Annotated in this window: 7 protein-coding genes; all 7 read right to left on the bottom strand. The window is 31.3% G+C overall.

Annotated features, from left to right (window positions below; translation table 11 throughout):
• Window position 1: 1 nt before the first annotated feature.
• Genes Q0958_RS11155 through Q0958_RS11125 form a run of 7 tightly spaced genes read right to left on the bottom strand, consistent with a single transcriptional unit; the run spans window position 2 to window position 13,627 of the window.
• Window positions 2–2,110: a glycoside hydrolase family 97 protein gene (locus tag Q0958_RS11155; RefSeq protein ID WP_299123038.1), complete on the bottom strand. Its 2,109-nt coding sequence runs from the start codon at window positions 2,108–2,110 to the stop codon at window positions 2–4.
• A 2-nt stretch (window positions 2,111–2,112) separates the two neighbouring features.
• The gene (locus Q0958_RS11150) at window positions 2,113–3,774 is read right to left on the bottom strand and encodes an alpha-amylase family glycosyl hydrolase (RefSeq protein ID WP_299123036.1); all 1,662 of its coding nucleotides are present in this window, start codon (window positions 3,772–3,774) and stop codon (window positions 2,113–2,115) included.
• A gap of 2 nt (window positions 3,775–3,776) precedes the next feature.
• Complete coding sequence (locus Q0958_RS11145; RefSeq protein ID WP_299123034.1) at window positions 3,777–7,259, bottom strand: TIM-barrel domain-containing protein; 3,483 nt, start codon at window positions 7,257–7,259, stop codon at window positions 3,777–3,779.
• Window positions 7,260–7,265: 6 nt separating this feature from the next.
• The gene (locus Q0958_RS11140; RefSeq protein ID WP_299123031.1) at window positions 7,266–9,197 is read right to left on the bottom strand and encodes a glycoside hydrolase family 13 protein; all 1,932 of its coding nucleotides are present in this window, start codon (window positions 9,195–9,197) and stop codon (window positions 7,266–7,268) included.
• Between the two features lie 46 nt (window positions 9,198–9,243).
• Window positions 9,244–11,550, bottom strand: coding sequence for a glycoside hydrolase family 65 protein (locus Q0958_RS11135; protein ID WP_299123029.1), 2,307 nt, complete (start codon window positions 11,548–11,550; stop codon window positions 9,244–9,246).
• Between the two features lie 44 nt (window positions 11,551–11,594).
• Window positions 11,595–12,248, bottom strand: a complete 654-nt coding sequence (pgmB, locus tag Q0958_RS11130) for a beta-phosphoglucomutase (RefSeq protein WP_299123027.1) — start codon at window positions 12,246–12,248, stop codon at window positions 11,595–11,597.
• Between the two features lie 2 nt (window positions 12,249–12,250).
• Window positions 12,251–13,627, bottom strand: a complete 1,377-nt coding sequence (locus Q0958_RS11125) for an MFS transporter (RefSeq protein ID WP_299123025.1) — start codon at window positions 13,625–13,627, stop codon at window positions 12,251–12,253.
• Between the last annotated feature and the right edge of the window lie 70 nt (window positions 13,628–13,697).

Here is a 13,697-nt window from a genome sequence, read left to right as displayed (position 1 = left end):
TTTATTGTTTAATAATACTCATAGCTACACCCCCACCTGAAGCTAATTTTATGTTCATTTTAGTTTTATTGGTTACTTCTATTGTTTCTATTTCTAAATCTAATGGATTGTTATTCCAATGCGCATTTTTACCATCTTTATAAATGGTTACCTTATAAGTTCCTTCTTCTAAAAAATTAAAATCTAATGGTATCTCTCTTGATTTTTCGTTTGTAATTGCTCCTAAAAACCAATTATTGGTATTTCTTTCCTCTCTTGCAATTGTTACATATTCTCCTACCTCTCCATTTAAAACTTTTGTTTGTTTCCAATCTACACCTACCTCTTTTATAAATTGTAAGGCTTTTGGATTTGCTTCATAATGTTCTACTAAATCTGCCGCCATTTGTACTGGACTATAAATAATAACATATAAAGCTAATTGCTGTGCTACAGTGGTATTTACCTGATTATCTTTTTTAAACTCATCAAACTTTATATTGAAAATCCCTGGTGTAAAGTCTATTGGCCCTGCTAACATTCTTGTAAATACAACTATTGGCAAGTGCTCTGGTGGGTTTCCTCCATCAGAGGCCCAAGCGTTAAACTCTTGTCCTCTCAATCCTTCTCTCGATATTGTATTTGGATATGTTCTTCTTAATCCAGTAGCTTTAATTGGCTCATGTGCATTAATTGCTATTTGATATTTTGCAGCCTTCTCTACAGTATTATTGTAATGATTTACCATTTTTTGTCCATGATGATACTCTCCTTTTGGTAATATCTTACCTACATAACCTGTTTTTACTGCATGCATTCCGTACTTTTTCATTAATGCAAAAGCAGTGTCTTGTTGCTTTGTATAAGTAGCTGTTGCTGCTGAAGTTTCATGATGCATTATAATATCTACTCCTTTTTCTTTTCCATAACGAACTATTTCTTCAATATCATAATCTGGATATGGTGTTACAAAATCAAAAACTCCTTCTCTATCTTCAAATCCTATCCAATTTTCCCAACCTGTATTCCAACCTTCTACTAATACTCCTTTGATATTATTCTTTGCTGAAAAATCGATAAATCTTTTTACATTTTCTGTCGTCGCCCCATGTCGTCCATGAGCTTTACCTAAATCTACCCATTTTCCATTTTCATCTTTAGTCATTCCATAATCCCAAGACGATTTACCTAAATGCATTTCCCACCAAACTCCTGTATATTTCATTGGTTTGAACCAAGAAACATCTCCTAACTTATTTGGTTCATTTAAATTAACTATCAAGTTAGATGCTATTAAATCTGAAGCATTATCTGTTACTTGAATTGTACGCCAAGGTGTATTAAACGGTAGTGTTCTTTTTACTTTATAATCATTGTTTTTTGAACCTACCAAAATACTCTTCAGTTTTAATTCTTTTTCATCTACTCCTAATGTCATCCCTGAATAATCTACTAATGCTGCTTCATGAAAACTTAAATGCAACCCGTTTTTACCAACCATAGTTACTGGTGTATTAACGGCATTATGTGGTATTTGTGTTTGGGCTAAATTTCCATGATTTGCTTTTGCTAATGCATCTATTTTCGATAATGGTGTTGTATTATATAAATGCTCGTAACTATCCCAATCTCCTGGAATCCAAAAAGTTTTATAATCTTCCGTTAAATTAAATTCTGTATGTTCTTCTGTTATTAAAACTTCTGATAATCCTTGTTGTTTTGGAAACTCGTATCTGAAGCCTATTCCGTCATTATAAACTTTAAATACTACTGAGAACTTACGTTTTGAACCGTCTTCTTCTAAATTTACTTTCAATTCATTGTAATTATTTACAACTTCTTCTTGCTCTCCCCAAGGCATTTGCCAAGTTTCATTAAAAGTACTTGTTTCTGTATTTAATACTTTTAAGTTTTCTTTTAATGCTTTTGCATTTTTAAACTCAAATCCTAAATACGATGTATCTATTACTATTTCCTTTTTTCTTTTAACGATATAGTATGATGATTTACTCTTATTTAAACCAAACTCTACTTTTAATTTCGCATCTGGTGAAGTTATTTCTATATCTTTTTTACTCTTACTACATGAAAATAAGAGTACTGTAACTGCTAATAAGACTAGTTTTTTCATCTTTAATTTATCTTTTCTAATAAAACTACCGGCTGACTTCCTTTTACCGCTATTTTTCCTTCTTTTACTTCGTAAGTAAGATTTGAAAAAGTATCTTTCAGTTTATCTCCATCTTCAAATATTGGAGAAACCATAATCTCATTGGTTTCATTAGCTAAGTTTAATCCAACCACGACTTTATCTGTATAATCTCCTTCTTTATAAACTCTAGAAAAAACATAAGGTTCTTTAGTTATCATCTGATGTTTTCCCGCTCCTACTGCCGGATGATTTTTACGAAACTGTCCTAACTTTTGCCAGTATTCTAATATTTTTTGCGTTTGTTTATTATTCGTTATTTCTTCCCAATTCATAAATGAACGTAACGTTGCATCTCCTTCTGTTCCTTCTATGACTAAAGAGCGTGCTGACTCATCTCCATAATAAACTTGTGACGTTCCTAATCCTAATAACAATCTATTTGCTGTTTCAAATGGCTTTTCTCTTTTGGGATCAAATGGCTGACCGTCATCATGTGAACTTACATAATTTAAAGTTCCATAACCTTTTAATTTTTTATTTAAAATACTATCGTACTTCACATTCGAGTCTTCATAACTCAATTGTTTTGCATTCCATTTAAATTCAAAATTGATTAAACTATTAAATGCTTTATCAAAATAGTTTACTTTTTTATCGCCAAAATCATAGTTTTTTTCTCCACTTATTCCATATCCATATACTTCTCCTACTAAATAAAATGGTGTTTTATCTAACACTTTCTCTGGGTGATCTTTTTTCCATTTTTCAAATGCATAATCACATTCTTTTTTAAATTCTTGCCATACATTTTCTTCTGTATGCTTTACTGTATCTACTCTATACCCATCTATTCCATATTCTGTAATATAGTCTGTTAACCATTTTATAATATAAAATCTTGGTGCTCTTGGGTAACCTGTTCTAGCAAAAAACTCATCTAATTCTTTTACTTCTTCTTCATATCTACCTTCTTGCTTCCATTTTTCTACTAGTTGTGGTGGTAATTCTACATTTTCATTACTCTCTGTTTTTATATCTGGTAAATTTTTAACCAATGTACATGTTACTGTATTTTTATAATTATTGTATACACATTGTGGTTCTGTCCTTACCCATTCTGATGGCCATACTGGGTCTTTTTCTGTAACTGGACCTGTATGGTTTATTACAGCATCTAACAAAATTCTAATTCCGTTTTTATGTGCTATTTCTACTAGTTTTTTTAAGTCTTCTTTGGTTCCATAATTAGGGTCTATTTTTGTCCAATCTTTTGTCCAATATCCATGAAAACCATAAGTTACTCCTGTTCCTTCATCTGTTCCTCCATGTATTTGTTCAACTATTGGAGTCATCCAAATAGCATTGATTCCTAATTTAGTAAAGTAACCTTCTTTTATTTTTTGGGTAATTCCTTTGATGTCTCCTCCTTCAAAACCTCTTAACTTCCCTGGTTCTTTTGTTCTATCAAAATTAACGTCGTTGGCTGTATCTCCATTATTAAACCTATCGGTTAATAAAAAATATAAGTTTGCTCCATTCCATACAAAAGGAGTTTTTTGTTCTTTTTTTACTGGTTCCTGCACTTTTGTTTTACAAGCTACCATACTTACCACTAGAAGAATTACAATTGCTAGTTTCCTCATTTTTAAAACTTTATTTTTATGTTTTTTGAAGTTGTTGTTTTCCAAGTAACTGGTATTCTTAAAACTTTTGTTTTAGCATTCCAGTCTATTTTTTCTTTCTTTTTCCCTACTTTAATTCTTGTAGGCTTAGCTTCAATATTGTGAATTATTAAACTAATTTCTTTTTCAGAAGTAGCATATTCTTTTCCTTTTTTTGAACTTAATTTAATTTCTAAACCTTTCTTGTCTAATTGACTTTCAAAAGTGATCAATTCAAATTTTCCTTTTTCAAAAGCTTTTACTGTTCTTCCATCATCATTATAGAGCTCTCTTTTACTTTTTTCTACTGAGGCATCATGATAATAATGAACATTTATCTTATTCTGATTATACTCTTCTGTATTTTGAATTATTTCTGTCATCGGAATAAAAGCTCCAGCTCTTACATAGGTAGGTATTGATGCTTCTATTACCTGTACTTTTTTTGTCTTACCTCCAATAATTTTTTCACCTGTATAAAAGTCAAACCAAACATTGTTTTTTGGAAAATACACCTCTTGTTTTCTAATTTTTGATTTCACGATTGGTGTTACTAAAAAATCATTCCCCCATAAATAGGTAGTTGATTTTCCTTGTAAAACTTTGTTTTCTTTTTCCTCAAAAAACAATGGTCTCATTAATGGTTTTCCATATTGGTTATTTTCAAAAACTAAGTGATAGTTATAAGGCAACAACTGATATCTTAATTCTATCGATTTTTTTGCTAATGCTTTTGTTTTTGGCTCTCTAAATACTGGTTCGCTCGCTACTTCTTCTTGTGCATGTGGCCTGTATATTGGCTGAAACACTCCATATTGTAACCACCTAGTATATAATTCGTCATTTAAATTTGCTCCTGCAAAACCTCCTAAATCTGAATGCATATACCCTAAACCTTGCATTCCCATTTGTAATGCTATTTCTGGCTGACTATGTAATCCTCCCCAAGTTCTATTTACATCTCCAGACCATGGTACCATTCCAAATCGTTGTGATCCTGAATATCCTGCTCTCATTAATATAAATGGTCTTTCATTTGGGTATTCTTTTTGGTAACCTTCAAAGATTAATCGTGCCCAATCATGTCCGTAAATATTATGTACTTCATCTGCACTTCCTGTTGCATGTTGTACCCAAGTTGGATGTACTTCTGGTTCTCCTAAATCTCCCCAAAAACCTTGTATCCCTAATGATTTTATATCTTTATAAATATTCCAAAACCATTCTTTTCCTTGTTTACTGTAAATATCTACTATTCCTGTATTACCAAAATAGAAATCGTAATTAGCGGGATTTCCTATAGAATCTTTTGCTAATACATTATTGGCTACAGCATCTTTCCATTTTTTTGATGTTGATACTATAAATGGCTCTGTTATTAAAACTGTTTTAACTCCTTCTTTTTTAAAATCGGAAACCATCTTTTTCATTTCTGGGAAAGAATCTTTATACACCTCTAAATTCCCCATTGTTCCTTGAATATCTTTACCAAACCAATATAAATCAAGGATTACTGCATCTACAGGTATTTTTTCTGATTTAAACTTTGCTATGGTGTTTTCTGTTTCTTTTTGTGAATGATATCCAAATCGACTTGAAAAATTTCCTAGCGCCCAACGTGGTAACATTGGTTGCTTCCCTGTTAAATTGGTATAATTATCTATTAAATTCAACCAAGAATCTCCTGCAATTACCTGATAGGTTTTTCGCCCAGAAATAGTTTCATAAGTCAATGTATTATTTTGTTTACTATCTAAATCTAAATAACCAATTGGAGCATTGTCAAAATGAATAGCATATAGATTTGAAGAGTATACTAATGGTATTGTGTAGTTCATTAGTTTCGATTTCTCTTCATAACCATAATGCGCTCTATTGTACAAGCGTAAACGATTCCCTCTTCTATTCATCCCCAAAGCTCTGGCTCCTCCACCATATAAAACTTCGTTTGGTTGTAAGTTAAATTGTAATGTTTCAAAATCGTCATTTCTTTGGTAACCATTTTTCTCCGAAACTAACTCTTTTCCTTTGTACCAATAAGAAATGTTAAATGGTCTTTTTTGAATGACTACAGAAACATCTTTTGTACTTAATTTTATTTTTTCTTTACTTTCTTTAAACTTAACATCTTTATATACTGAATTAATAACCACTGCATGTGATGCTTTTTTAGCTTCTTTTTGATCTTTAGGAACAAAAGTTGTTTCTACTATTTGAGAGTTTAAAAACTTAATCAAATAAGAACCATCAGAAACCTTTATTTTTAATTCATCTTTTACAAATTGTACTGAATCGAATTTTCTTTCTTCTATTTCATTTTTAAATAGCCATAAAATAGTTTCTTCAAAATTAGTTTTCCATAATTCTTCATTATGCTTTCCTTCTGGAACAACTTTTACTTTTATATTTTCTGATGGAAAATTCTGTTCTTTAAGAACATCTACCATCAAATTCATATCTCTTACTGTCTTACTTATTTCATTAAAAGCTATATTTCCACCTTCTTTTCCACCTGCTAAAAAATACATTTTTGTATCTGATAGATTTCCTTGCTTCTTTGAAAACTCTACAACTTCTGGAGCAAACCAAAAAGAAGGAGAGTACACTCCTATTTTACCAAATACTTTTGGATATTTTAATCCTGCATAATGAGAAATTAATCCTCCCATAGAACTACCAATAATTCCTGTATTTGGTTTATTCTTTAAAGTTCTGTACTTGCTATCTATATATGGTTTTAATGTGTTTACAATAAATTCTAAATAAGCTTCTCCTTCTCCTCCTCCATATTTATTATTCTTCCATGGTGAGTACTCATCTAATCGTTTTGAACCTCCATTGTCAATTCCTACAACTATAAGCTGTAAGTTTTTATCCTCATACAATTTATTTAACGCTTCATCAACTTCCCATTCTCCTGAAAAAGAGGTTTGTTTGTCAAAAAGATTCTGTCCATCGTGCATATACACTACTGGATAAGATTTTTTCGATTTTGTATAACCTGGTGGTAAATACAGTCGAATTGTTCTTTTCCTATTTAATTCTGGAATCTCAAATTCTTCTGATATAACTGTTACGTTTTTAGAAGCTGTTGAACTTTTCTCTGAACTTGTTAAATGAGACCAACCGGCTATTTTGATTTTTAAAGTATCATTTGCTTTATTGAACTTGTATGATCTATTATCTATACTTGTTCCATCAGCTGCCGATTCTGCAGTTTTCCATGAACCTTGCGTAAACTTGAATAAAATGTTTTTTGATTGTTTCGGAAGTGTTATGCTATAAACCCCCTCTTTATTGTCTAATTGATATTCTTTTTTACCACCAGACCAACCTTCAAAATTTCCAGAAATGAATATTGGAGTATCTTTTAAAGTTCCACTTGGTAATTCATCAATTGTAATAGTTACCTGTGCTAATAAATTGTAACCTATAAATAAAAATAATATACTTAAAAGTTTTTTCACTTAGTTTTATTGTTTTGTAGTTAATAACAAGCTTCCTTTTTTATTTAAAAGAAGACTATCTTGCCATACAATAGTTTTGTTTGTAATTATATTTTTAAACGCTTTTCCTTTAAGATTCATTTCTTTAAAGCGATTCAAGTCTAATGTATAAGGTTTATCGTTCTTATTTAAAATCAGTACCACTACTTCATCTTCATATTTTCTAAATAAGACATATACTCCTTCTTTTGGAGCAAAATGCACTGTTTTCCCCTCTTGAATTGCTTTACTTTTCTTACGATAAGTTAATAGTTTTGAAACAAAGCTTTGCATTTCTATTTGTTCTTTAGACAAACCGTTTTTTGTAAATGCATTTATTTTGTCACCTTCCCAACCTCCTGGAAAATCTGTTCTAATTAATCCATGATCTCCAGGTTTAGCAGTATCGTCCATTAAAATCTCAGTTCCGTAATATACTTGTAATATTCTTGGTAAAACTGCATAAGTAGCTAATGCCATTTTTGTATTTACAACATCCTCTTTAAGCTGCGTGTAAATTCTACTTTTATCATGGTTATCTGGAAAAATTAAAATGTCTTTTGGTGTTTTATAGTGAAAGTCGTTGGCTAAACCTTCATATATTTTAACTAGTCCTTTATTCCATTTTTCTGGTTCATTTAATGCATCTACAACATTTTTTTGCATTGCAAAATCCATAGTAGACTTTAAATTTGATTGATAACCATCTCTATTCTTTTTTCCTTTCTGCCAGTATCCTATTAACAATGGATTATAACTCCACTCTTCTCCTACAATTGAAAAATTCGGATATTCATTCATAATAGTATTTACCCAATGTGCCATAAACTTTTTATCTGGATAAGGGTATGTATCTTGTCGAATTCCTCCTAAACCTAAGGTTTCTATCCACCAAATTGAATTTTGAATGATATAGATAGCCATAAAAGGGTTTCGTTGGTTTAAATCTGGCATATCGGAAACAAACCAACCTTCAGTATTTTCTTTCGCATCTATTTCTGAAGCATATAAATCTTGATTTGTTGTTCTTTTATGATTTGAGTGTTTTACAGTTTTCCATGACCAATTTTCTTTATTTTTTTCATAGTATGATTGATAATTAACCCAATTATCAAAAGGTAAGTCTTTCATCCACCAATGCTCTAACCCACAATGATTAGCTACCTGGTCCATTATTAATTTCATTCCTCTTTTAGACAGCTCTAATGATAATTTTTTATATTCATCTAAAGTTCCAAATCGAGGATCTACTTTATAATAATCGGTCATAGCATAACCATGATAAGAAGCATTCGGCATATCATTTATTAAAACTGGAGTTAGCCAAATAGTCGTAAAACCTAAGTTTTCTATATAATCTAAATGATTTATAATCCCTTCTAAATCTCCTCCATGTCGTTTATAATCATCATTTCTATCGACACCAGTTTCTTTAAGGTTTTGAAAACTATCATTTTTTGAGTTTCCATTTGCAAAACGATCGGGAGTGATTAAATAAATTGCATCTGAACTATTGAAACCGATATACTCATCTGCTGATTTTTTTCTTGGCTTTAATTCGTACGTATGTGTTTTTTTTGAGTTATCGTTTAAAGTAAAAACAATATCAAACTTTCCTGGTTTTGTTTTTTTATCAATCGTTAAATCGATGAATAAATAGTTGTTACTTTTTGCTTTATGAACCTTGTTTATAGTTATTCCTTTGTAAGAAATTGCAGGTTTTGAATTTCCTATGTTTTTTTCTTTCACTAGTAACTGAAGTGTATCAGTTGTAAAACCCACCCACCAGTTTGGAGGCTCTACACGTTCTAAAAAAGTATTTGAAACGGCTACCTGAGTTTCTTTTATTTCACCTTCTTTTTTTTCAGAGTTACATGAAATAAAAACTAATAAAATAATATATAAACCTATTTTTTTCATAAGAATAAAACCTCACAGAAATTCATCTGTGAGGGATTAATTTTGATTACACAGTAATCATACTATTAGGGGATATTTTTATGCTTTTTGATTCGAATAAAACTTCTAATTCTTCAGTTCCTTCTAATTCAAATTCAGTCTTTTCGTGATTTACAGATACTTTTAATATTTGATTTCTAAAGTTAACTTTAAAAGAGTATCCATCCCATTGCTTAGGAATCTTTGGTTCGAATGAAAGTTTATTTTCTTTAATTCTCATTCCTCCAAAACCTTCAACAATACTCATCCAAGTTCCTGCCATTGAAGTAATGTGTAGCCCTTCTTCTACTTCTTTGTTATAGTCATCTAAATCTAAACGAGAAGTACGTAAATAGAACTCATATGCTTGATCCATTCTATCTAATTTAGCTGCTTGAATACTATGTACACAAGGCGACAATGAGCTTTCGTGAACTGTAAATGGTTCATAAAAATCGAAGTGTTTCTCTAATTGTTCTTTTGAAAAATGATCTTCAAAGAAATAGAAACCTTGTAATATATCTGCTTGCTTAATATATGGTGATCTTAATATTCGATCCCAACTCCATTTTTGATTAATTGGTCTTTGTGACTTATCTAAATCTGCCACTGACACCAATTCTTTATCTAAAAATCCATCTTGTTGTAAGAATACGTCATGCTTTTCCGAATACGGGAAATACATATTTTCTGCTACTTTTTTCCAAGCTTCTAACTCTTCATTAGTTATTTGAGTTTTTTCTAAAATTCGCTCGTAATCTTTAGCATAGTCCTTAGCTACTTTAGCAATGCTTTCTAAAGCATATTCTATACACCATTTGGCAGTATAATTTGTATACCAGTTATTGTTTACATTATTTTCATACTCATTTGGACCTGTTACTCCAAGAATTACATACTTATCTTTTGCAGTTGAGAATGTAGCTCTTTGCTGCCAAAAACGCGCAATTCCAATAAGTACTTCTAATCCTTTTTCTGGTATATATGAATAGTCTCCTGTATACCTGAAATAATTGTAAATAGCAAACGCTATAGCTCCATTTCTATGAATCTCTTCAAAAGTAATTTCCCACTCGTTATGACATTCTTCTCCATTCATTGTTACCATTGGATACAATGCAGCTCCATTGGTAAATCCAAGCTTTTCTGCATTTTCTATGGCTCTATCTAAATGATGATAACGATATTCTAACAAGTTTCTTGCTACTTTTTCGTCTTTTGTAGCCATGTAAAATGGTATACAATATGCTTCGGTATCCCAATAAGTACTTCCTCCGTATTTTTCTCCTGTAAACCCTTTAGGCCCTATATTCAATAAAGGATCAGTACCTAAATAAGTTTGATTTAATTGAAAAATATTAAATCTAATTCCTTGTTGAGCTTTTACATCTCCAGAGATTGTTATATCTGAAGTTTCCCAAATCTTTGCCCAAGAGTTTTTCTGTAGTTCTAGCAAGTCATTAAATCCTAATGACGTAGCTTTTATTAAAACTGATTTTGCAGCTAAAACTAACTCGCTTTTATCATGATTTCTATCAGCAGTATATCCAGCAAACTTAAATATGGTATAACTTTCTTTCTCCTTAACCTCAGTTGTATAATTAAAAGAAACTTTCTTTTCTGACTTTACTACTTTTGGCTGAATACTTAGTTGTTTTCCATTCAATTCTAATTGAGACTCCATGAATGTACAAGTATGAAACTTAGTTTTCATTGTATGCGCCTCTATAAATGCTTGATTTCCTTCTGTTGATACATTTAGAGTGTTCCAGAATTTCGCATCCCAGTTTGTATCTTCATTAGTAATTCCACTATCTAAATATGGCTCAAAACTAATTGTGGCATTAGAATTTAACGGAGTTATTGTATACTTAATAGCACCTACTTCATCTAATTCTAAACTTAAAAAACGTTTTGCTTCTACAGAAATTTCTATTCCATTTTGTAAAGTCGCTTTGAAGGTTCTTGATAACCAACCTTCCTTCATATTTAACTCTCTTCTGAATTCTGTAATTTTTGAACAGGTATTTAAATCTACTTGTTCGTCATTTACTTTTACGTTAATTCCTATCCAGTTTGGAGCATTTAAAACTTTTGCAAAATATTCTGGATAACCATTCTTCCACCATCCAACTCTTGTTTTATCTGGGTAATAAACCCCTGCGATATAACTTCCTTGAAAAGTGTCTCCTGTATATGTTTCTTCAAAATTGGCGCGTTGCCCCATAGCCCCATTTCCAATACTGAAAAGGCTTTCTGATGATTTTACACGTTCTGCATTAAATCCCTCTTCTATAATACTCCATTCGTTGGATTTGATATAATCTTGATTCATTTTAAATCATTCTATTTTTTAAAACTCTACTTAAGTTTTGTATTCTATTTCTCTATTAACTCTTTTAAAAAAGCGATGCTTATCTCTGTAAAATCACTAAAAACATAATCTGCTTCTTTTAAAACATCTTTATCTCCAATACCTATTGATATCATGTTTGCATTGTTAGCAGCTTGAACTCCTGCTAAAGAATCTTCAAAAACAATACAGTTTTCTGGAGTTATTTCTAACAATTTCGCAGCATTTAAAAACACTTCTGGATCCGGTTTTGCTTTTGATACATCATTACCATCAACAACAGCATTGAAATCTGAAATTAAATTCACCTTTTTTAAAATTTGTCTAGCATTTTTACTTGCTGACCCCAGCGATATTGGCTGGTCTTCTTTTTTTAAGTAATTCAATACTTTAGGAACATCTGGCAAAATCTCACTTTCATCCATCTTGGCTATATAACTCAAATAATCATTATTTTTTTTTGCCATTAGTTCCATAAATTCGTCTTCTGGGATTGTTTTATTCCCCCAAGACAATATTTTTTCTAAAGATTTTACTCTACTTACTCCTTTTAATTGTTCGTTTTGAGTTTCGGTAAAATCAATTCCTATATCATTTGCTAATTTTTTCCAAGCTAGAAAATGATATTTTGCGGTGTCAACAATAACACCGTCTAAATCGAAAATAAATCCTTTCTTCATTTTTATTCTTCTACTGTTTGGTAAGTAATTGCTTTAGGGTTTGTTATTAAGAAGTTTGCTAAACCAGCTAATAGTAAACTTACCCCAGCTACTGTCATTGCATTAATAGCTTCTTCCCCTAATAAACCAGAAATAAAATTAACTCCTCCTAAGGCAGCAACTATCTGAGGTATAACAATAAACATATTGAATATTCCCATAATTACTCCCATTTTTTTGGGATCAACGGAACTTGACAACATTGCATACGGCATTGACAAGATACTTCCCCAAGAAAATCCTATTAAAACAAATGAGATTGTTAAATATTCTGGCGATGGTATAAACTTCATCATTAAGAAACCTAATCCCCCAAGGATTAAAGAAACCATGTGAACATACTTCCTATTAATTCTTCTTTTTGATGTATATAACACTAATAATAATGCAAAAGCCATTGATGATAATCCATATGTCCCCATATATGACCCCACCAAGTTTGATGATTTTTGAAATGCTGTATTCGCTACATTAAATGCTTCTGCTTGTGCAGCCACAGCCATATCATAGTTCGCTTCTATTGGCGCAGGCGTTTTAAACACGTGTTCTGTAAGAGCAGGGTTTGCCATACTCCACATAGTAAAAAAAGCAAACCAACTAAAGAATTGTATTACTCCTAATCTTTTCATAGTCGAAGGCATACTTCCTACATTATTTAAAATATCTGGAATAAATTGATTCTTCTTAGCTTTTTCTTTTTCAAAAGCTTCCATATCCTCTGGCGGATACTCTGAAGTAGTAAAAACTGTGTAAAGAATACTTATTAAGAAAACAAAAGCTCCAATTGCAAAGGCTACTTTTACCGACATTGGTACCACTCCTGAAGCAGCAGAATCACTTACTCCAAATTGTGAAACCATCCACGGTAAATTACTTGCTACCCAAGTTCCAATACCTATAATTAATGTTTGTACAACAAACCCATAAGAACGCTGAGATTCTGGCAACTTATCTGCTACCAAAGCTCTAAATGGTTCCATAGATACATTAATTGACGCATCTAAAATCCATAAGAAACCAGCAGCAATCCATAAAGCTGGAGAATGCGGTACTAAAAATAATGCTAAGGAACTTAAAATAGCTCCTATTAAAAAATAAGGACGCCTTCTCCCCCATTTCACACTCCAAGTTCTATCACTTAGATACCCTATAACTGGTTGAACTAATAATCCTGTTAATGGAGCTGCAATCCAAAGCATAGGAATGTCATCCTTAGCAGCACCAAGAGTTTGAAATATTCGAGACATAAAGCCTCCTTGTAAGGCAAAACCGAACTGAATCCCTAAGAAACCGAAACTCATGTTCCAAATTTCCCAGAAACTTAATTTACGCTTTTTCATTATCGTAATTAATTAGTTTATACTACGATAAGCGCTATGACTTATCTATTTATTTGTGGAATAAAAATTA

It is taken from the genome of uncultured Tenacibaculum sp. (genome assembly GCF_947499065.1).
Lineage (GTDB): Bacteria > Bacteroidota > Bacteroidia > Flavobacteriales > Flavobacteriaceae > Polaribacter.
This window is presented reverse-complemented; position numbering and strand designations above follow the sequence as displayed.